The sequence below is a fragment of the Streptomyces sp. P9-A4 genome, assembly GCF_036634195.1.
In the GTDB taxonomy this organism is placed as follows: domain Bacteria; phylum Actinomycetota; class Actinomycetes; order Streptomycetales; family Streptomycetaceae; genus Streptomyces.
In genome coordinates, this window is the sequence record NZ_JAZIFY010000001.1 from 5,049,424 (window position 1) to 5,070,227 (window position 20,804).

A 20,804-nucleotide genomic window follows, 5' to 3' on the forward strand; every position below is an offset into this window, starting at 1 on the left:
GTCCGACCGGGCATGGTTGGATGCGAACAAGAGGGTGAAGCGACCGGCAGGCGGGAATCGTGAAGATCTTCGGGAAGGTACGGCATCGGCCCTCCGCCTCGTGGCGGCAGGCCACCGACCGCGCGTTCACGCTGATCGGCGACGGCCGGTACGAGGACGCGGGGGCGCTGCTCACGCGCGCGGCGGATCTGGAGCCCTGGCTCTCCGAGTCCTGGTTCAACCTCGCGCTGCTGCACAAGTTCCGGCACGACTGGGAGCAGGCGCGGGCCGCCGGGCTCCGCGCGGTCGCCCTGCTCGACAAGGAGACCGGCGCTCCCGACTGGTGGAACGTGGGCATCGCCGCCACCGCGCTCCAGGACTGGCCGCTGGCCCGCCGCGCCTGGCAGGCCTACGGCCTGAAGGTGCCCGGCGCCGCCGCCGGCACCGGCGAGCCCGCCGGCATGGAGCTGGGCAGCGCCGCCGTGCGCCTCTCGCCCGAGGGCGAGGCCGAGGTCGTGTGGGGCCGCCGGCTCGACCCGGCCCGGATCGAGGTCCTCTCCATCCCGCTGCCCTCCTCCGGGCGCCGCTGGGGCGAGGTCGTCCTGCACGACGGCGTGCCCAACGGCGAGCGGACCACCACCGCAGGACCCTCCTACCCGGTCTTCGACGAGATCGAGCTGTGGGCGCCCTCACCCGTGCCCACCTGGGTCGTCCTCCTGGAGGCCGCCACCGAGGCCGACCGGGACGCCCTGGAGCAGCTCGCCGCCGAGGCGGGCTTCGCCGCCGAGGACTGGTCGTCCTCCGTGCGGCTGCTCTGCCGCGCCTGCTCGGAGTCGACCATGCCGAGCGCCGAGGGCGAGGGCGAGCACACCGACCCCCACGACCACAGCGAGCCGGGGCACCCCGGGCCGCTCGGCCACCGCTCGCCGGGCGAGCTGTGGGTGCCGGAGCGCGAGTGCGGCATCGCGGCCCCGCCGGGCCTGGTGCGGGGCCTCCTCGACGGCTGGGTGGCGGACAGTCCCGACAGCCGGGAGTGGCGCGATCTCGAAGAGGTCTGCTGATCGTCTCCCGGCGGGCCCGTAGGCTGTCCCTCGACGGAATCGGGATTTCAGAAGGGCGCGGCCGGACATGGCGCAGCAGGAGACGGACGAGCAGACGCAGATCAACGACGGCTTCGTCGTGGACACGGAGGACTGCGAGGCGCGCGAGCTCGCCCACAGCGAGCGCGGCACGGTCCGCCCGATCACGGTCGTCGGCAACCCGGTGCTTCACCGGGAGTGCAAGGACGTCACCGAGTTCGACGACGAGCTGGCGAAGCTGATCGACGACATGTTCGCCAGCCAGAAGGCCGCCGAGGGCGTGGGCCTGGCCGCGAACCAGATCGGCGTGGACCTCAAGGTCTTCGTCTACGACTGCCCCGACGACGAGGGCGTCCGGCACACCGGTGTCGTGGTCAACCCGGTCCTCCAGGAGCTCCCGGCCGAGCTGCGCGCCCTCGACGAGTCCAACGAGGGCTGTCTTTCGGTGCCGACCGCCTACGCGGAGCTGGCCCGCCCCGACTACGCGGAGGTCCACGGCCAGGACGCCCAGGGCAACCCGGTCAAGGTCCGCGGCACCGGCTACTTCGCCCGCTGCCTCCAGCACGAGACGGACCACCTGTACGGCTTCCTCTACATCGACAAGCTGTCGAAGCGCGACCGCAAGGACGCCCTGCGCCAGATGGAAGAGGGCACCCCGCGCTACGAGACGGTGCCGAACGCCTGATCCGGCCCCGCGACACGAAGAAGGGCCCCGCTCCTCACCAGGAGCGGGGCCCTTTCTCGTACCGGCTAGAAGTCCTCGTCGAGGTCCACCGAGCCCTCGACCGCCACCTGGTAGGCGGACGGGCGGCGCTCGAAGAAGTTGGTGAGTTCCTGGACGCCCTGGAGCTCCATGAAGGAGAAGGGGTTCTCGGAGCCGTACACCGGGGGGAAGCCGAGGCGCTGGAGGCGCTGGTCGGCGACGCACTGGAGGTACTCGCGCATCGACTCGGTGTTCATGCCGGGCAGGCCGTCGCCGCACAGGTCGCGGCCGAACTGCAGCTCCGCCTCGACGGCCTCCTTCAGCATGTCCGTGACCTGCTGCTGGAGGGCGTCGTCGAAGAGCTCCGGCTCCTCCTTGCGGACGGTGTCCACGACCTCGAAGGCGAAGTTCATGTGCATCGTCTCGTCACGGAACACCCAGTTGGTGCCGGTGGCCAGGCCGTGCAGCAGGCCGCGGGACCGGAACCAGTACACGTACGCGAAGGCGCCGTAGAAGAACAGGCCCTCGATGCACGCGGCGAAGCAGATCAGGTTCAGCAGGAAGCGGCGGCGGTCGGCGGCCGTCTCCAGACGGTCGATCTTCTCGACCGAGTCCATCCAGCGGAAGCAGAACTGCGCCTTCTCGCGGATGGAGGGGATCTCCTCGACCGCGTCGAAGGCGGCGGCGCGGTCGTCCGGGTCGGGCAGGTAGGTGTCCAGCAGCGTCAGATAGAACTGGACGTGCACCGCCTCCTCGAAGAGCTGACGGCTCAGGTACAGCCGCGCCTCCGGGGAGTTGATGTGCTTGTAGAGCGTCAGCACCAGGTTGTTGGAGACGATCGAGTCGCCCGTCGCGAAGAACGCGACCAGACGGCCGATCATGTGCTGCTCGGCCGGCGTCAGCTTGGCGAGGTCGGCGACGTCCGAGTGGAGGTCGACCTCCTCCACGGTCCAGGTGTTCTTGATGGCGTCGCGGTAGCGCTCGTAGAAGTCCGGGTAGCGCATCGGACGGAGGGTCAGCTCGAAGCCCGGGTCGAGGAGGTTCTTCTTCTCGTTGGTCATTACTGGCAGGCCTCGCAGGACTCGGGGTTTTCGAGGGAGCAGGCGAGGGCGTCCGCGTCGGGCGTCGCCTGCTGGACGGGGATGGCGGCGGCGGCCGTCGACGCCTGGGCGGCGCGGGCGATCCGGGTCGCCGGGCGGGAGCGCAGGTAGTACGTCGTCTTCAGGCCCTGCTTCCAGGCGTACGCGTACATCGACGACAGCTTGCCGATCGTCGGCGTCTCCAGGAACAGGTTCAGCGACTGCGACTGGTCCAGGAACGGCGTACGGGCGGCGGCCATGTCGATCAGACCGCGCTGCGGGATCTCCCAGGCCGTCCGGTACAGCTCGCGGACCTCGGCCGGGATCCAGGTGAAGCCGGCCACCGAACCGCTGGCGTCGCGGAGCGCGTCACGGGTCTGCGCGTCCCACACGCCGAGCCTCTTCAGCTCGTCGACCAGGTAGGAGTTGACCTGGAGGAACTCGCCGGACAGCGTCTCGCGCTTGAACAGGTTGGAGACCTGCGGCTCGATGCACTCGTAGACGCCCGCGATCGAGGCGATGGTCGCCGTCGGCGCGATGGCGAGCAGGAGGCTGTTGCGCATGCCGACCGCCGCGATCCGCTCGCGCAGCGCCGCCCAGCGCTCCGGCCAGTTGAGCTCCACGTCGTAGTGGTCGGGGTGCAGGACGCCGCGGGCGGTGCGGGTCTCGTCCCAGGCGGGGAGCGGGCCGCTGCGCTCGGCGAGGTCGGCGGAGGCCTCGTACGCCGCCAGCATGATCCGCTCGGAGATCTTCGTCGACAGCGCGCGCGCCTCGGCGGAGTCGAACGGCAGCTTCAGCTGGAAGAAGACGTCCTGGAGGCCCATCGCGCCCAGGCCCACCGGCCGCCAGCGGGCGTTGGAGCGGCCCGCCTGCTCGGTCGGGTAGAAGTTGATGTCGACGACGCGGTCGAGGAAGGTGACGGCCGTGCGGACGGTCTCGTCCAGGCGGTCCCAGTCGATGTCCGAACCGACGACGAACGAACCCAGGTTGACCGAGCCCAGGTTGCAGACGGCCGTCTCGCCGTCGTTCGTGACCTCGATGATCTCGGTGCAGAGGTTCGAGGAGTGGACGACGGTGCCGGGCTCGGCGGTCTGGTTGGCGGTCCGGTTCGAGGCGTCCTTGAAGGTCATCCAGCCGTTGCCGGTCTGGGCCAGGGTCCGCATCATCCGGCCGTACAGGTCACGGGCCGGCATGGTCTTGCGGGCCAGGCCCGCCGCCTCGGCCTTGTGGTAGGCGGCGTCGAACTCCTCGCCGTACAGGTCGACCAGCTCGGGCACGTCCGCCGGGGAGAACAGCGACCAGTCGGCGTCGGCGTTGACCCGGCGCATGAACTCGTCAGGGATCCAGTGCGCCAGGTTCAGGTTGTGCGTGCGGCGCTGGTCCTCGCCGGTGTTGTCGCGGAGCTCGAGGAACTCCTCGATGTCCGCGTGCCAGGTCTCCAGGTAGACCGCGGCGGCGCCCTTGCGGCGACCGCCCTGGTTCACGGCGGCGACGGAGGCGTCGAGGGTCTTCAGGAACGGCACGATGCCGTTGGAGTGCCCGTTGGTGCCCCGGATCAGCGAACCGCGGGCCCGGATGCGGGAGTACGAGAGGCCGATGCCGCCCGCGTGCTTCGAGAGCCGCGCGACCTGGTGGTAGCGGTCGTAGATGGAGTCCAGCTCGTCCTGCGGGGAGTCCAGCAGGTAGCAGGAGGACATCTGCGGGTGGCGGGTGCCGGAGTTGAAGAGCGTGGGGGAGGACGGCAGGTAGTCCAGGCGGCTCATCAGGCCGTACAACGCGGCGACCTCGTCGAGCGCGCGGACCGAGTCGTCCTCGGCGAGACCGCAGGCGACGCGCAGCATGAAGTGCTGCGGGGTCTCGATCACCTCGCGGGTGATCGGGTGGCGCAGCAGGTAGCGCGAGTAGAGGGTGCGCAGACCGAAGTAGCCGAAGCGGTCGTCGCCGGCCCGGTCGATCGTCGCGTCGAGCCGGTCCGCGTGCAGCGCGACGAAGGCGGCGGTGCGGTCGGCGATCAGACCCTCGCGGTGACCGACGGCCACGGAGGCGGAGAAGGCGACGGCGCCCTGGCCGGCCGCCTCGTCGGCGATCGTGATCGTCAGGAGCCGGGCGGCGAGCCGGGAGTACGCCGGGTCCTCGGCGATCAGGCCCGCGGCAGCCTCGGTGGCCAGTTCGCGCAGCTCCGCCTCGTCCGCGACGGCGCTGCGACCGCGGAGCGCGGCGGCGGCGACCTTGCCGGGGTCGGTGTCGGGGAGATCGGCGGTGAGGTCGGTCAGGGTCCGCAGCAGCACGGTCCCGGGGCCGTCGCTCTCGACCGCGGAAGCCTCGGCGGACGCCGGATCGGCGGGCGCGATGGTCACGTGGGGGCTCTCCCTCGCTCGGCTCGGGGCCGCGGCGGGGGAAGGCGGGCAGGCGGGCACCCGTACGCGCGGGTGCGCCGCGTCCACCGGCCCACTCCGCGAGGCCCGGACGTCTGTGGCACCCGGAACGGACGGACCGGGCGCGCTGTCGTCAGGTCCTCGGACTCACGTCGTACGGATCCGTCGAATCCGTATGAAGCACACCGTTGCGGGACAGTTCCGGATTCGCGCCGGATTCCCCTGCGTCGACAGCGAGGACGAGCATACATGTGGGGGGCGCCGCTCGTGGCACCCCCCACATGTTGTGTCGGTCCCGGGCTCAGAACGCCAAGGCGTAGGTACGCAGGCGGTGGTCGGGGATCGGCTCCCAGTCCCGCTCGGGGGTGCGGACGAAGCCCAACCGCTCGTAGATCCGGTGCGCCGAGACCATCTTCGCGTCCGTGGAGAGCACGATCCGCGCGCACTCCGGCAGGTTCCGCGCCCGGTCCACGCAGGTGCGTACGAGGGCTTCCCCGACGCCCCTGCCGCGGGCCGCCGGAGCGACCACGAGCATCCGGAACTCGGCCTCGCCGGGGACCGCGATGTCCGCCCAGGTGGTGCCGCCGGGGGCGAAGGTCACCCCGCCGATGATCCCGTCCTCGGCGTCGACGGCGACGAGCACCTCGCTCTCGCGCGCCCGCCGGGCGGTGTCGCGCAGCACGTCCAGATAGAAGTCGTCCTCTCCGTGCAGCAGCAGTCCGTCGTTCAGATAGGTCAGCCCGGTGAGGTCACCGAGCTCCTCGTACTCCTCGGGCCGTACCGCCCTGATCGTGAAGTCCATGACGGTCAGTGTGCCCCGGCGCGTACGGAAAGGGGCCCGGGATTTTCCCGGGCCCCTTCACCGCGCGTCCGTGGGTCAGTGCGACCCGGCGCCGACCTTCGGGAGGTCCTTGACCCCGGAGTCGCCGCGGTCGGCCGTGTAGTCCGCCGGGGAGGTCTCGTCGACGCCCTCGGGGGCCTTGACGGCCTTGAGGACGAAGGTCAGGACGACCGTGACCACGACGTTGAGGACGAAGGCGGTGAGGCCGATGTAGCCGATCTCGCCGATGCCCGGGATCTCCGCGGAGGAGCCGCCGAAGTGCTTCTGGGTCGGGCTGGCGACGCCGTACGCGGCGACCGTGCCGTAGACCATGCCGACGGCCCAGCCGGCGAGCAGCGCCCAGCGGTGGAACCAGCGGGTGAACAGACCGCCGACCAGGGCCGGGAAGGTCTGGAGGATCCAGATGCCGCCGAGCAGCTGGAAGTTGATCGCGACCGTCTTGTCCATGGTGAGGACGAAGACCAGCGCGCCGACCTTCACCAGGAGCGAGACCAGCTTGGAGACCTTGGTCTCCTGGGCCGGGGTGGCGTCCGGTTTGATGAAGTCCTTGTAGATGTTGCGGGTGAAGAGGTTGGCCGCGGCGATCGACATGATCGCGGCCGGGACGAGCGCGCCGATGCCGATCGCGGCGAACGCGACGCCCGCGAACCAGTCCGGGAACATCGTCTCGAACAGCTGCGGGATCGCGAGCTGGCCGTTCTTCACCTTGATCCCGGCGGCGATCGCCATGAAGCCGAGCAGCGCGAGCAGGCCCAGCATCAGCGAGTACAGCGGCAGGATCGTGGTGTTGCGGCGGATGACGTCACGGCTCTTCGACGACAGCGTCGCCGTGATGGAGTGCGGGTACATGAACAGCGCGAGCGCCGAGCCGAGCGCGAGGGTCGCGTACGTCCACTGGCCGGCCTCACCGGGGACGAGCGCGCCGCGCGGCTTGCCGGTCGCCGGGTTGGTCTGCGCGTACGCCTCGCCCGCCTTGGCGAAGATCTCGTCGAAGCCGCCCAGCTTGATCGGGATGTAGATGATCGCCACCGCGATGACGATGTAGATCAGGGTGTCCTTGACGAAGGCGATGAGCGCCGGGGCGCGCAGGCCCGAGGAGTACGTGTACGCCGCGAGGACACCGAACGCGAGCAGCAGCGGCAGGTCCTTGACGAACCAGTGGGTGTTCTCGCCGCCGCCGACGCCCATCACGTCCAGGACGGCCTGGATGCCGACCAGCTGGAGCGCGATGTACGGCATGGTGGCGAGGATGCCGGTGACCGCGACCGCGAGCGACAGGCCCTTGGAGCCGAAACGGCCGCGCACGAAGTCCGAGGTGGTGATGTACCCGTGCTTGTGCGAGACCGACCACAGGCGCGGCAGGAAGGTGAAGATCAGCGGGTAGACCAGGATCGTGTACGGCACGGCGAAGAAGCCGGCCGCGCCCGCCGCGTAGATGGCCGCCGGGACGGCGACGAAGGTGTACGCGGTGTAGAGGTCGCCGCCGAGCAGGAACCAGGTCACCCAGGTGCCGAACGACCGGCCGCCCAGGCCCCATTCGTCGAGGCTCTGTTCGTTGTCGGCCTTGCGCCAGCGCGCGGCCAGGAAGCCCATGACCGTGACGGCCACGAAGAAGAAGACGAAGACGCCGAGCGCCACGCCGTTCACGCCGTCCTTCATCGCGCGTCACCTCCCTTGCGGGCACGCTGGTCCAGCTGCCACAGCTTGTACGCGATCATGGTGAGCGCGGTCGAGATGAGCACCCAGAGCATCTGGTACCAGTAGAAGAACGGGATGCCGATGAAGAGCGGCTCGGTCTTGGCGTAGGAGCCCACCCAGAGCATCGCCACGATCGGTGCGATCAGGCAGAGCGCGATCACCACCCTCATGGGGGTGATGGTGGGTTGTCTCCCTTGTGCGGCTTCTGGCGTGTCTGGTGTGTCCGGCATGGCGATTCCGTCCCCTCGCTGATCACCTCGGTAATGCTGGGGAAATCTAGGGGACGGTTCCCGCTCCACGGAACCCCCGTCCGTATAACGGAAGTGATTCTTCGGAACCGGGCCCGGAGTCCGCCTCAGAGCCAGCCCTCCTTGGCGGCCCGCACCCCCGCCTCGAAACGGCTGCGCGCGCCGAGCCGGTTCATCAGTTCCGAACTCATCCGGCGCACGGTCCGCAGGGAGACCCCGAGGCGCCGGGCGGCGATGTCGTCGGTGCAGCCGATGCCGAGGAGCATCAGCAACTCCCGCTCCTGCGGGGAGAGGTCGTGCTCGTCGCGGCGCGGGGCCTCGCCGAACGGTGTGCCGGCGTCCCACAGCCGGTCGAAGAGCACCACGAGCGCGTGCACCAGTCCTGGGCTGCGGACTTCGAGGGCGCCCGCGCGGCCGTCCTCCGGGTCGACCGGGACGAGCGCGGCCTCCCGGTCCACGACCACCATCAGCATCGGGACCACGGGCACGGTCCGCGCCGCGCCGCCGAGGTCGCAGTACCAGCGCACGTACTCGACGGTCGCGGGGTCGTTGCGGAAGCTCTCCTGGTAGATCGACCGGATCTTCACCCCGCGTTCCAGGGCGAGTTGGTCGAGCGGCTGGCTCGCGTCCATGGTGTCGGGCAGCTGGGCGCCGCCGGGGAGCAGCGAGAGGCACTCGGTGCGGGCGTTCGCGGCGAGGTCCTCCAGGCGTTCGCGGACGGTGTCGAGGCCGGTGATGCGGTCCACCAGGTCGTGCCGGACGCCCGGTTCGGGGCAGTCCGCGTACGAGGCGAGGATGCCGGCCACGGCCCGGCCCGCCTGCTCGACCTGGCGCTTGCGCTTGCTCAGCTCCGCCTCGGCGCGGGAGAGCAGGAAGGAGAACCCGACGTCCGGGTTGAAGGGCTCGACCTCGCCGGAGGAGTCGTCCATGAGGACGAGCTTGAGGTCCGCGAGACAGGCGAGCGCCTCGCGGACCTCGGGTTCGGGACGGCCGAGATGGGCCGCCATCTCCGTCACGTCGTACTCGGGCCGCTCCAGGAGCAGGCGGTAGACGGTCTCCGTCGACTCCTTTATGCCGAGCGCCTCCAGCATCCGGTATCTCCCCCTCGTCACGTTCCGTCGCGCGACCGGTCGCATTCGTGATCGCGGTCGTCGATGCTAAGCGGGAGAACCTGCCTAGGTCTAGACCAATCGAAGTGAACTCCGGTGTACGGGACTTCGCCGGGACGCCGGTACGGGGGTCCGCCGGCCCGCCCATGCGTCGAGCAGCGCCGCCAGCGCGAACCCCGACACCAGCAGTGCCAGTTCGACCTGGGGGCCGATCCCGACCGCCAGCACCGCGAGCGCGCCCGCACCCGCCGCCACCGGACCTGCCCGGCCGGGACCGCCCGCCGCCGAGGCCACCGCGCGGTCCAGCGACACACAGAAGGCGAAGACGCCCACCACCAGCGGGACCCAGCCCGTCACCGCGCCCGTGTCCGCCGGACCCCACTGCCACAGCAGGGTGAGCGCGCCGGCCGGGGCGAGGGCGGCGAGCAGCGCGCCGAGCACGGCACGGACGGCCGCGCCCGCCGCCATGAACGCCAGGAGCGCGCCGAACGCGGCCAGGGCCGCCGCCGGGACGGCGTAGGGGAGCAGCCCGTACACCCCGTCGACGAGATCACGGTCGACGACGCCGGAACCCCCTACGAGTACGGGAGGCCGGGAGGTGTCCCCGAGCGCCGTCCTCAGGGCCGTCACCGTCGCCGCGCCCGCCGCCGTCATCGGCTCCGCCTCCGGTACGACCACGACCAGGGCCGAACCGGCGCGGCGCCACTCGTCGGCGGGCGGCGCCGCCGCGAGCAGCACCCCCGGCACCCGGGCCGCCCGCGCCGCGACCGCCGCCGCGTCCCCGCCCTCGGGCACCAGGACCTCCAGCGGGTTCAGCGCCCCCGACGGCACCCCGGCCGCCACGAGCCGGTCGAGACCGTCGCGGGCCGGACCGCTCGCCACCAGGGCGTGGGCCTCCGGATTGCCCACCCTCAGCTGGGTGGCCGTACCGGCGAGCAGGACGAGCAGCGCCAGACCGGCCGCCGCGAACGGCCTCCGCGCCGCACGTCCGGCGAAAGCGCCGCCCGGGAGGCGGCCGGGTGCCACCGACCGGAGCACCGGCACCAGCGTCAGCGCCGCCGCCGTGCCCACCGCCCACACCGCGAGCCCCGCGACCCCCACCGACCGCAGGAACGCCGCCGGGAAGAGCGCCAGGACCGCGCAGGCCGCCGCGCCCGCCGCACCGGCCGCGACCACGGACCGGGAGGCCGGCCCCGGCGGCTGGGCCCAGCGGTGCACCGCGAACACCAGCGCCGTCACCGGCACCAGGTACACCACGGTGAAACCGATCTCGGTGAACGCCGCCACCGCCTCCACCAGAAGCAGCGCCCCCACCGACGTCACCCCCGCGAGCAGCAGCGGGGCGAGGACCCCCAGCGGCGAGCGGAACGCCAGGAACAGCAGCAGGAGCAGCCCGAGCGCACAGGCGGCCTTCGCCCCGAGGGCCACCGCCCCCGGCCCCGCCACCGCGCTGTCGTGCTGGAGCGGCAGCACGCCCGTCACCTCGACCCGGGCCTCCGGCAGCGCCGACCGCAGCCCCGCGCGCAGCGCCACCGCCGCCTCCTCGACGGCCGTGAGCCCCGCCAGATCGGGCTTCCCCGCCCCCGGGTAGACCAGTGCGTACACGGTCCGGCCGTCGGCGCCGAGGAAACCCTCGTCGCCCGTGTCCGCGTACGAGACCGTCCGCGCGCCCGGACCCGCCGCCCGGTCCACGGCAGCCGCGAACCGCACGGCCGCGCCGGGGGCCCGTACGCCCGGGTCCCGTACGTCCGCCGCCTCCGGCCAGGTCGCCACGGCGACCAGCGGGGCGACGGCGGCCCCGTTCCCGTACCGCTCCTGGACCGCCTGGTTCGCGTGGTGCCCCGGCCCGCCCGAGGCCGTGAACGACTGGTCGAGCCGGCCCAGGCCCAAGGCCACCGCCGCCCCGCCCAGGACCAGCACGAGCAGCCACCCCGTCCCGACCGCCACCCGGCGCCGCAGCACCGCGGCCCGTACCCGCTCAGTCCACATCGTCGAGCCGCTTCCTCAGCTCCGCGTCGAGCCGCAGCCCCACCGCGCCGAGTGTCTCGTCGAGCTGCGCCGTCGAACTCGCGCCGATCACCGGCAGGACGGGCAGCTCCCCGCCCGCCGCCCAGGCGAGCACCACCTGGTTGGCGGTCACGCCCAGCTCCGCCGCGACCTCCGCGAGCACCTTGAGCCGCCGCTCCGAACCCGCGTGCCGGTACTGCTCCGGCACCTCCTTGCCCGGATCGGTGTACGCCCCCGTCAGCTGGGTCGTGTACGCCGTGAACGTCAGCTCCGGCCGCGTCCCCAGATAGTCGAGCAGCTCCTCCGACGCGTGCGGGTTCACCCCGAACTCCGCGCCGGGGCGCGGTCGCAGATATGTGTACCGCTGCTGGACCGCCGCGTAGTCCGGCACCCCGGCGGCGAGCGCCGCGCCCCGCGACTCCTCGATCCGCCAGGCCGCGAAGTTGGAGCAGCCGGCCCGGCCGATCTTCCCGGCGTCCTCCAGCTCCCCGAAGGCGCCCATGGTCTCCGCGACCGGCGTCGCCCGGTCGTCGATGTGCGCGTAGTAGAGGTCGATCCGGTCCGTGCCCAGGTTCCGCAGGCTCTCCTCCACCTGGCGGCGCAGCACCGGGGCCGAAAGCCCCTCGGCGCACTCGGGCCAGGCCGAGCCCGGCGGGTCCGGCAGCGCGCCGACCTTGGTGGCGAGCACCATCTCGTCCCGTACGCCCCGGCTGCGCAGCCAGCGGCCGATCAGCAGCTCGCTCTCGGCGCCGGTCGCGCCCGGCTCCCAGAAGGCGTAGGTGTTGGCGGTGTCGATGAAGGTGCCGCCGGCCTCGCGGAAGCGGTCGAGGACGGCGAAGGCCGCGGCCTCGTCGATCCGGGTGCCGAAGGGCAGCGTGCCCAGGCACAGCGTCGACACACGGGGGCCCTCCGGGCCGCCCAGGTTGGTGTACTCCATGGTGGGTTCCCTCTCTCTCAGACGGTGACGGTCAGTTCCTGCACCAGGTGGTCCGACAGGCCTTCGGCGGTGCGGAAGCGGTACGAGCCGACCAGGGCGCCGCCGCCCGTGAACGCCCAGTCGATCCGCCAGAGCCGCAGCCGGGCGCGGGCGTTCCAGCTGGCCGGGCAGAGCGAGCGGCAGGCGCCGATCGCGTCGCGCAGCGACGGGGGCATCCGGCGGATGTCCCCGATGGCCGCGCTGGTGTTGAAGTCGCCGGTGACCAGCACCGGATGGGGGTTGTCCCGCAGGTCCTCGACGAGCGCCGCGTACTCCCGGTCGCGGGCGGCGGCCCGGCGCCGCATGTCCCGGAGGAAGGCCGGCCGCAGCGGGTTCATCACGGTCAGCTGCACCGGGATGTGCACGTTGTACGTGGACAGGACGCCGTCGCCGGTCCGCAGGTCGACCCGGAGCGAGCAGGCGCCGACCGGCACCGGCGGGCCGACGGGCGGGAACCGGGACAGGGTCACGGAGTTGTTGCCGACGGCCAGGTGGTGGTCCGGGAAGGAGGCGCGCAGCCGCTCCTCGTCGTCGATGTCCCAGACCTCGCCGCCCTCGAAGCCGTTCAGGTACTCCTGGAGGACGTACACCTCGGCGTCGAGCGAGCGCAGGAAGGCGTGGAAGCGGTCGGGGTCGCCGCCCTGGTTCCAGTGCTGGGTGTTCCAGGACACCAGCCGCAGGCCGCCCGGGGTCTCCGGCCGCCTCACGAGGGCCCGCAGGTTGATCCCGTTCTGCGGCCAGGCCACCAGCAGACAGCCCGCGGCGAGCGCCGCCGCGAGCCGGCCGCCGGTGACGAGCGCGGCGGCGAGCAGCACCAGCGGGACGAGGGCGAAGGCCACCGGCGGCAGCAGCGAGACCGCGAGCCACGGCCACCAGCGCCCGTTCAGCGCGAGGTGCAGGGCGAGGAACACCGCCCAGCCGGCGGCGCAGGACAGGACCATCTCCGTCATCCACTCCCCGGCAGCGACACCCACAGGTCCTGCACCGCGTGGTCGGACAGCTTCTCCGGCTCGCCGAACTCGTACCGCTCGGCCTTCGCCCCGTTCCCGGTGAACGCCCAGTCGGTCCGCCAGAAGGGCTTCCAGCCGCCCTCCTCCCAGCTCGTGGGGTACGGGTCGGTGCTCACCTCCGCCGCGTCGTCGAGGCGCTCCCGGATCGGGTCGAGGTCCGACATCGCGGCCGTCGCGTTGAAGTCCCCGGCCACCACCACCGGGTTGCGGTTGGCCGCGAGATCGGCCTCCAGACCCGCGTACTGGGCCTTGCGCGGGGCGAACCGCTCCCGCATGTGCCGGTAGAAGGCGGCCGACAGGAGACCGTCCGGCATGCTGTTCCACACCGGCATGTGCACGTTGTAGAAGGACACCGTCCGGCCCCCGACCAGCACGTCCGTCCGCAGCACCTTGTTGTCCCGGTACTCCGCCTGCCAGTCCGTGCCGACCGGCCGCCCGGCGGCCGGGCCCACGGCCGGCTGCCGCAGGATCGGGAAGCGGGAGAGCGTCACCAGCTCGCCCCGGACCGCGACCTGGTAGCCGGGGAACTCCCGGCGCAGCCGCGCCAGATCGTCGATCCGCAGCTTGCCCTTACGGTCGGCGGTCACGTGCTGGTACTCGTGCAGCAGGTAGACGTCCGCGTCCTTCCCCTTCAGGAAGGCGTAGAAGTGGTCCTGGGTGCCGAGGAGCTGGTTCCACGAGTTGGTGTTCCAGGCGAAGACCCGTACCGCGTCCGGGCCGGGCCTCGTCTCCGCCCGCCACAGCGCCGCCGGGTCGAAGCCCGACTGCCCGAAGCCCACGAGCAGGGCGAGCGCGGCGGCGGCCAGGGTCCGCCACCGGGCCGCGCCCCGGGCGAGCGGGGCGAGGGCCGCGAGCAGCGGCGGGACCAGCGCGAACACGGCCGGCGGGACGATTCCCGTCAGATGCCCGAGCCAGATCCGGCCGTCCGCCGCCCACTCCACGAGCAGCAGCACCAGCCAGGCCAGGGCCGCCCCGAGGACGAGCCGGTTCCGGCGGCGGGCCGGCGCGGGGGCCGGGGCCCCGGGGACGGCGACCGGCGCGAGCGTGTCAGCCACGGGAGGCCACCGGGGCGCCGGCGCCCGCCCGCGCGAGGTCGGGGCGCGGCTGCGGGTCGTACAGGTGCCGGAACCGCTTCGAGCACAGCCACTGCACGCCCGCGACCCCGATCGCGACGAACACCGTCAGGTTCACCAGGAAGTTGACGGCCACGAAGTACCCGAGGAACAGTCGCCCCCGGTGCTGCCGTACCACCCGGTACATGTCCAGGTCGCCCCAGACGCCCAGCAGGAACAGGGCGACCGGCAGCAGCGCCCACACCGCCCCCCACAGCAGCGGCGCGGCGAGCGCGGCGACCGTCAGGGGCGCGGCGAGGCTGGCCCCGGCGCGCGGCCCGGTGACGAAGCCGCCCTGGAGCGCGCGCCGGCTCAGGATGAGCGGCACGGCGAGCCTGGCGCGGGCGAAGACCTTGTCGAGGACGATCCGCACGGTGTCGTCGTGGTCGTGCCGGCCGAGCACCTCCAGGGAGCTGAGCACCTTGTACCGCTCCGAGATGCGCCGCCCGTAGTCCTGGTCCTCGGTGTGCCGCAGGACCGGGTTGAACGGCCCCACCTCGTCGAAGACCTGCCGGGGGATCGCCAGGATCGCGGTGTGGACGGTGTCGATGACCCCCTCGGACTTCAGCAGCAGGTAGTACTGCTGGAGCGAGCGGTACTCCTCGATGAGGCTGTCCCGGATCAGCGGTTCCGGTTCGTAGGTGCCGCAGATCGCCCCGTACCCCTGGCCGGAGCCCAGGAGTTCGACCGATCTGGCGACGGCGTCGGGGTGCATGGCCACGTCGGAGTCGAGGAAGACCAGGATCTCGCCCGAGGACAGTTCCGCGCCGAGGTTGCGGGCGACGGCGACCCCGCTGTTGACGCCGGTGGAGACCACCCGGGCGCCGGCCGCCGCGGCGACGGCGGCGGAGTCGTCGGTGGAGCAGTCGTCGACGACGACGACCTCGATGTTCGGGTACGTCTGGTTGAGGGCGGCCTCGACGCACAGGCCGATCGACCGGCCGTAGTTGTAGTTGGGGACGATGACGGAGACCAGGGGGAAGGTCATGATCGGGTTCTCCTAGAAGAGGACCTTGGCGAGGGAGAGGGCTCCCTGCCGCCACGGTTCGACACTGGTGACGCCCTCGCTCCTCTTCGCGGGGCGGGCGCCCGCCGGGGGCGCGGTGCGCCGCTGCTCGCGCCACCAGGCGTAGGTGCGCAGGATCGCGTCCCGGTTGGAGTGCTCCGGCCGGAAGCCGAGGACGTCGGCGGCCTTGTCGGTGGAGACGAAGCTGTCGTCGAGGAGCTTGTGCAGCAGCCGCCCGTAGACCGGGGAGAGCCCGGAGCGCTGGAGCAGGCTCAGCGCGGCCAGGGCCGGCTTCGCGGGCAGCGAGCGGACCTTCTTGCCGTGGCCGGCCGCGTCCAGGACGGCCTGGAAGTCCTCGCGTATCGTGCCGAACTCGGTGGCGCCGAGGTTGAAGGTGTCGTCGGCCCGCTCGGCCGGCGCGTGCATCGCGGTCACCACCGCGTCGACCAGGTCGGCCACGTCGAACATCTGGATGCGGACGTCGCCCCGGCCGAGGACCGGGAAGTTCCGGCCCTCCTCGGCCCACTCGAAGAGCATCGCGAACAGCCCCATCCGGCCCGGCCCGAGGAAGGTCTTGGGCCGCAGGATCGGTACGCACATCTCCCGGCCCCGGAAGCGCTCGGCGACCTCCTCGGCCTCCGCCTTCGCGGCGCTGTACGTGTCGACCGGCTCGCGCGGGTACTCCTCGGGCGTCGGCACCACCTTCGGCAGTCCGTACACGGCGGTCGAGGAGATGTGCACGACCCTGGGCACGGCGTTCGCCTCGGCGGCCGTCAGGACCGCCTCCGTACCGCCGACGATCACCGAGCGGATCATGTCGGCCGGGTAGCTCGGCAGGGCGGCGGCGCAGTGCACCACCACGTCCGCCTCGGCCGTGACCCGCTTCATCACGACCGCGTCCCGGACGTCCGAGACCGTGTGCGTCAGGTTCGCGTGCCCGGTGCGCGGGGCCCGCAGGTCCACGCAGTGCACCTGGCGGCCCTCGTCGAGCAGCCGGTCGATCAGCGTCGAACCGAGCATTCCGGCACCGCCGGTCACCACGATGCGCTCTACCACAGCGACGACACCTTCTCCTTGACGAAACGGGTGAGCAGACGGGGCAGACCCTGGGCGAGGGTCTTGTCGAGGGCGTCGAGGAAGAACTCGACCTCGTGCGGCTCGGCGACCAGCGAGGGGGCGACCATCAGCGGGTTGTCGCCGTTGAGCGTGTAGTACGTGTAGACGCCGTGGTCCCGGTACAGGGCGTTGACCACCGACGAGGTGATGAGCTTGGTGCGGAAGCGCGGGTCCTTCGTCATCGCGCCCGGCACCAGCTTCGTGACCAGCTCCAGGATCTTCGGGCCCTTGTGCAGGAAGACCCCGTGCAGGGCGCCGTGGCCGCGTACCTCCGCCACCACGTCCGGGTACTCCTTCGCGATCCGCTCCAGACCGGGGGCGAGGATCCGCTCGATGTCCCGGGCACGGGCCGGATAGTCGTCCTCCACGGCCACGTTGACCGCCTCGATCGCGGTGACCGCCTCCTCGCCGAAGCCGTAGTAGGTGGTCGACGTCGACTGGAGCAGGGCGTCCGTGAGGTTGTCGTAGGCCTTGCGGAAGACCGGCTCGCGGGCGACGAACGCGGAGATGGAGGACTTGCCGCCGCCGAAGGACTTCGAGGTGGTGAGGATGTCGGGGACGAGACCCTCGTACCGCATGAAGTGGAACAGGGTGCCGGTCTTGCCCCAGCCGGTGTAGATCTCGTCGAAGAGCAGCACGATGCCCTCGGCCGTGCACAGTTCCCGCAGTCCGCGCAGGAACTCCTCCGAGCACTCGTTCATCGTGGACGCCGACAGCGGCTCGATGAGGATCGCGTACACGTCCGACTCGCCCTTGTCGGCGCGGAGTTCGGCGACCAGTTTCCGGACCGATCCCAGGTCGCCGTACCGGAAGATCCCCACGCCCGGGATGCCCGGGAACTGGAACCCGGACTGGTTCTGGCCGGTCAGACTGCCCGAGCCGAGCAGCTTGCCGTGGAAGGAGATGTCGGCCCGCAGCACCCGGGAGCGCCGGCCGCCGTGGAACTTGTACGCCAGCTTGACCGCGCCCTCGACCGCCTCCGCCCCGGAGTTGGGGAAGAACGACATGTTCAGGTCGCCGGGCAGCAGCTCCGCCAGGTTGTGGCCGAGTGCGGCGACGTACGGCGAGAAGTAGGTCTTGTGGACCTCCATGCTCCGGCGCTCCTGGAAGCGCTGCCGGGCGGCGAGGATCCGGGGGTGGTTGTGGCCGTGGTTGAGGACCCCGACACCACCGGTGAAGTCGAGCACCCGGCGGCCGTCGCGCTGGGTGATCCAGACGCCCTCGGCACTCTCGACGAGCTCCTGGCCGAAGCCGAAGGAGGTCATCAGGGAGACCTGGCTCTTGTTGACGTGGTCCTTGTAGAGGCCGTGGACCTGCTTGGCCGTCAGCGACTCGCAGTCGTCGACGGTGTAGAGGGCGGTCATGTCCGTTCCTTCGGGTCGGTGGGGGAGCGGCGGGGAAGGGTGAGGAGGAGGGCGGCGCCGCCGACGAGGACCTCGCTGAGCGTGCACACCACCCGGCTGGCGACGGCGACGGCGGTCGCCTCCTGCCAGGGCAGTACGGCGGTCAGGGCGAGCAGCAGCAGGGCCTCGCGGGCGCCCCAGCCGTCCGGCAGCACCACCACGAGGCTGGCGGCGGCGGTGGCCAGGGCGAAGCCGCCCACGCAGACCGGCAGCGCGGTCAGCGGCGGGGCGCCGAGCATCACGGCCAGCGCCCACAGATGGAGTCCGCCCACCGCCCAGGAGGCGGTGGCGGAGGCCATGGCCCGCCGCATGCCCCGGTCGCTCGCCCGGGTCCCCGGGGCGGGCCGCCGGGCCAGCCGGGCGGCGGACGAGGCAAGCCGGTGGAGCAGCCCGGGGCGTACGGCGAAGGCGAGGGTGACCGCGCCCGGCAGCACCAGCCACCAGGCCTCGGCGCCGATCGTCCACGGCGCGGCGAGCGGGCCGACGGCGAGACCGGTCAGGACGGCCACGATCAGGTTCAGCAGGAACACGGCGAGCACGACCGGCGCGGGCACCCCGGCCGCTCCGCCCATCCGAAGCTGGGCGAGGACGCCCCAGACGGCGCCCGGCACGTACTTGCCGAGGTAGGAGGTGAAGTAGATGCGGGTGGCGGTCCGGCCCGGCACGCGTGGCCCGAGGTCGGACAGGAGGGTCCGCCAGGTGGCCATGGAGAAGAGGACGGCGACGGCGTTCGCGGCGAGCGCCACGAGGAGGTACGGGACGGAGTCGGGCCGCAGGACGAGGCCGGCGAGTTCACCGGCCCGGCCGTAGAGGACGAAGCCGATGCCGGTGACGACGGCGACGGGGAAGAGGACGGGCAGGGCGCGGCGCAGGAGACCGGGCTTGGTGCGGGCGGCGGCGGCCCCTCCGCCGGCCGGCCCCGCCGCTTCCGTGGACCCCGCCTCCGTGGACCCCGCCTCCGTGGACGCCGTCGGTACGGCGGTGGTGAGCGTCATGACCCGAGGTGGCTGAGCGGCCACGCGCCGGCGAGCAGCGCCGACCAGAGGAGGGCGTTGGAGACGGTCATCCGGTCGCTGAACAGGGCGCGCGAGGGGTTGCCGCCGCCCGAGTCGACCACCAGCAGCTGGAGGTAGCGGGCGAGTCCGAACAGCGCGAACGGCGCGGTGAGCACCGCGACCAGCGGACCGTGCGGGCCGAACGCGGGGCTGCTCTGCACATGCAGGACGTAGCTGACCGCCGTGAGCACCGCGGTGAAGGCGAGCAACTGGTCGAGGAAGCCGAGGGTGTAGCCGCGCAGCGCGGGCCGGTGCAGCACCCCGCCGACCGCCATCTCGTGGCGCCGCTTGCCGAGGATCAGCAGCAGACAGAGCGAGAAGACGCAGAGGGTGAGCCAGCTCGGCACCGGGTTCCCCGAGGCCAGGCAGCCCTGCGCGAGCCGCAGGACGAAGCCGAGGGCGACGATGAACACATCGAGCAGGGGCACGTGCTTGAGCCCCTTGCTGTACGCGGCGTTGAGCGCGACGTACGCGGCGACCGGCCACCAGTCGACGAGCGAGGCCGTGCCGGTGAGGACCGTCAGGCCGACCGTCACCGCGAGGAGGACGGCGAGGGCGGCGGCGAAGGAGACGGCGCTCGCCACCCCGATCCGGCCGGCGGCGATCGGCCGGTGCCGCTTCTCCGGGTGCCGCCGGTCGCGGTCCCGGTCACCGAGGTCGTTGACCAGGTAGATCAGCGCGGAGGCCAGGGTGAAGACACCGATCGCGGCCAGGGCGCCGCCGAGCGCGGCACCGTCGAGCCGGGGCGCGCCGAGCAGTCCGAGGGGGACGACGACCAGGTTCTTCGTCCACTGGTGGGGCCGGACGAGAGCGGTGAGGTCGGCGAGACGACTGGGGGGACGGGAGGCAGGCGGCGGGACCGCCGGTGCCTCTCGGCCGGTGAGCGTGGGCGTGGCCATGGACGTACTCCTGTGGGGAGGGTCGTGGTCGTACGGAAGGTCATGCGGAGGTGGAGGGGGAGGCGGCGGGGGCCGGGCGGCGCCGCACACCGGGCCCGAAGTCCGGCTCCGTCAGCCAGCGCACGGCACCCCGGGCCGCGCCGAGCACGATCGCCTGGTGCAGCACGAAGTGGACGGCGGTGAAGTACAGGAGGAAGCCGGGGCCCCGGGTCCGCAGCGCGAACCGGCTGAGGCCGGGATCGGCGCAGGCGAAGAGCAGCGCGCACAGGGCCGGGACCAGCAGCAGCCAGGGGGTGAGCAGACCGAGCGCCAGGGTGGGCAGGGTGAGCGCGGCGGCGAGGACGCCGAGCGGGCGGTTGGCGGTGAGACCGCCCTCCCGCAGCTGCCCGAGCGCGGCGATCAGGAGCTGGGAGCGCCGGTACTGCTCCGAGAGCATCGCCCCGAGCCGGTCGACGTCGTCGTGCCGGCCGCGGATCGACTCGGTCATCAGGATGCGGTGGGTCCGGACGAGCCGCCCGCTGTACTCGACGTCCTCCGAGTCGCGGAGGTTCTCGTCGAAGGGGCCGGTGGCCTCGAAGACGTCCTTGCGGATGGCGCCGAGGGCGAAGAAGGCGGTACGGACCTCGCCGGCGGCCCGGCGGCGCCAGAAGTGGGCGTGCAGGGCGTGGTAGCGCTCCACCGGCCCGTCGTCGAAGAGCGGCTCGGGGTCGAGCACCCCGTGGACGCAGCCGAGACCGGGGTCGTCCCGGAGCAGGTCGGCGGCGTGGGCGAGGGCCTCGGGGTGGAGGGCGGTGTCGGAGTCGAGGAAGAAGAGGACCTCGCCGCGGGCGGCGGCGGCCCCCGTGTTCCGGGCGGCGGACACCCCTCGGTTGTGGGGACCGGCGATCAGGACGACGCCGAACTCGCGGGCGATGTCCCGGGACCGGTCCGTGCTGGCGTCGTCGACGACGATGACGTCGAGCGGGGCGTGGGTCTGGGCGAAGACCGAGGTCAGACAGGCGTGGAGGGTCTTCTCGTAGTTGTAGTTGGGGATGATGACGGACACGCTGGGCCGGGCCCTGGGCATGGGGGTTCCTTGGGTTCCTTGGGGCGGGGGCTTTCCGCGGGGC

At 72.2% G+C, this 20,804-nt stretch carries 18 protein-coding genes and 1 riboswitch; of the genes, 2 read left to right on the plus strand and 16 right to left on the minus strand.

What is annotated here, in order from left to right; translation table 11 throughout:
- Nucleotides 1-59 precede the first annotated feature (59 nt).
- Both V4Y03_RS22935 and def read left to right on the plus strand, forming a co-directional pair.
- Nucleotides 60-1,040 (plus strand): tetratricopeptide repeat protein, encoded by a 981-nt coding sequence (locus tag V4Y03_RS22935; RefSeq protein WP_332436134.1) that lies wholly within the window; start codon nt 60-62, stop codon nt 1,038-1,040.
- Nucleotides 1,041-1,107: 67 nt separating this feature from the next.
- Nucleotides 1,108-1,743, plus strand: a complete 636-nt coding sequence (gene def / locus V4Y03_RS22940) for a peptide deformylase (RefSeq protein WP_332436135.1) — start codon at nt 1,108-1,110, stop codon at nt 1,741-1,743.
- A gap of 65 nt (nt 1,744-1,808) precedes the next feature.
- Here def and V4Y03_RS22945 read toward each other — a convergent pair whose 3' ends face one another.
- The 16 genes from V4Y03_RS22945 to V4Y03_RS23020 form a co-directional block, all read right to left on the minus strand.
- Nucleotides 1,809-2,822: a ribonucleotide-diphosphate reductase subunit beta gene (locus tag V4Y03_RS22945; protein ID WP_317877230.1), complete on the minus strand. Its 1,014-nt coding sequence runs from the start codon at nt 2,820-2,822 to the stop codon at nt 1,809-1,811.
- A complete protein-coding gene (locus V4Y03_RS22950) occupies nt 2,822-5,197 on the minus strand; it encodes a ribonucleoside-diphosphate reductase subunit alpha (RefSeq protein ID WP_332436136.1) in 2,376 nt (791 codons plus the stop codon). Before V4Y03_RS22950 ends, V4Y03_RS22945 begins: the two co-directional genes overlap by 1 nt.
- Nucleotides 5,198-5,330: 133 nt before the next feature.
- Nucleotides 5,331-5,462, minus strand: a riboswitch (cobalamin riboswitch).
- Nucleotides 5,463-5,516: 54 nt separating this feature from the next.
- Nucleotides 5,517-6,017, minus strand: a complete 501-nt coding sequence (locus V4Y03_RS22955) for a GNAT family N-acetyltransferase (RefSeq protein ID WP_317877228.1) — start codon at nt 6,015-6,017, stop codon at nt 5,517-5,519.
- A 75-nt stretch (nt 6,018-6,092) separates the two neighbouring features.
- Entirely contained in the window at nt 6,093-7,715 is a 1,623-nt protein-coding gene (mctP, locus tag V4Y03_RS22960) for a monocarboxylate uptake permease MctP (RefSeq protein WP_317877227.1), read from the minus strand.
- Nucleotides 7,712-7,924, minus strand: a complete 213-nt coding sequence (locus tag V4Y03_RS22965; protein ID WP_056558058.1) for a DUF3311 domain-containing protein — start codon at nt 7,922-7,924, stop codon at nt 7,712-7,714. Before V4Y03_RS22965 ends, mctP begins: the two co-directional genes overlap by 4 nt.
- A 185-nt stretch (nt 7,925-8,109) precedes the next feature.
- Nucleotides 8,110-9,093, minus strand: a complete 984-nt coding sequence (locus tag V4Y03_RS22970; RefSeq protein WP_332436137.1) for a LuxR C-terminal-related transcriptional regulator — start codon at nt 9,091-9,093, stop codon at nt 8,110-8,112.
- 90 nt (nt 9,094-9,183) lie between these two features.
- Complete coding sequence (locus V4Y03_RS22975) at nt 9,184-11,100, minus strand: MMPL family transporter (protein ID WP_332436138.1); 1,917 nt, start codon at nt 11,098-11,100, stop codon at nt 9,184-9,186.
- Nucleotides 11,090-12,055 (minus strand): aldo/keto reductase, encoded by a 966-nt coding sequence (locus tag V4Y03_RS22980; RefSeq protein WP_332436139.1) that lies wholly within the window; start codon nt 12,053-12,055, stop codon nt 11,090-11,092. Before V4Y03_RS22980 ends, V4Y03_RS22975 begins: the two co-directional genes overlap by 11 nt.
- Before the next feature lie 17 nt (nt 12,056-12,072).
- Nucleotides 12,073-13,044 (minus strand): endonuclease/exonuclease/phosphatase family protein, encoded by a 972-nt coding sequence (locus V4Y03_RS22985; protein WP_332436140.1) that lies wholly within the window; start codon nt 13,042-13,044, stop codon nt 12,073-12,075.
- Nucleotides 13,041-14,159, minus strand: a complete 1,119-nt coding sequence (locus tag V4Y03_RS22990) for an endonuclease/exonuclease/phosphatase family protein (protein WP_332436141.1) — start codon at nt 14,157-14,159, stop codon at nt 13,041-13,043. Before V4Y03_RS22990 ends, V4Y03_RS22985 begins: the two co-directional genes overlap by 4 nt.
- Nucleotides 14,152-15,204, minus strand: coding sequence for a glycosyltransferase family 2 protein (locus V4Y03_RS22995; protein WP_332436142.1), 1,053 nt, complete (start codon nt 15,202-15,204; stop codon nt 14,152-14,154). Before V4Y03_RS22995 ends, V4Y03_RS22990 begins: the two co-directional genes overlap by 8 nt.
- Before the next feature lie 12 nt (nt 15,205-15,216).
- The gene (locus V4Y03_RS23000) at nt 15,217-16,278 is read right to left on the minus strand and encodes an NAD-dependent epimerase/dehydratase family protein (RefSeq protein ID WP_332436143.1); all 1,062 of its coding nucleotides are present in this window, start codon (nt 16,276-16,278) and stop codon (nt 15,217-15,219) included.
- The gene (locus V4Y03_RS23005; protein WP_332436144.1) at nt 16,272-17,702 is read right to left on the minus strand and encodes an aspartate aminotransferase family protein; all 1,431 of its coding nucleotides are present in this window, start codon (nt 17,700-17,702) and stop codon (nt 16,272-16,274) included. Before V4Y03_RS23005 ends, V4Y03_RS23000 begins: the two co-directional genes overlap by 7 nt.
- Nucleotides 17,699-18,736 (minus strand): lysylphosphatidylglycerol synthase domain-containing protein, encoded by a 1,038-nt coding sequence (locus tag V4Y03_RS23010; RefSeq protein WP_332436145.1) that lies wholly within the window; start codon nt 18,734-18,736, stop codon nt 17,699-17,701. Before V4Y03_RS23010 ends, V4Y03_RS23005 begins: the two co-directional genes overlap by 4 nt.
- Nucleotides 18,733-19,695 (minus strand): UbiA prenyltransferase family protein, encoded by a 963-nt coding sequence (locus V4Y03_RS23015; protein ID WP_332436146.1) that lies wholly within the window; start codon nt 19,693-19,695, stop codon nt 18,733-18,735. Before V4Y03_RS23015 ends, V4Y03_RS23010 begins: the two co-directional genes overlap by 4 nt.
- A gap of 40 nt (nt 19,696-19,735) precedes the next feature.
- Nucleotides 19,736-20,761, minus strand: coding sequence for a glycosyltransferase family 2 protein (locus V4Y03_RS23020; RefSeq protein ID WP_332436147.1), 1,026 nt, complete (start codon nt 20,759-20,761; stop codon nt 19,736-19,738).
- Nucleotides 20,762-20,804: the final 43 nt, after the last annotated feature.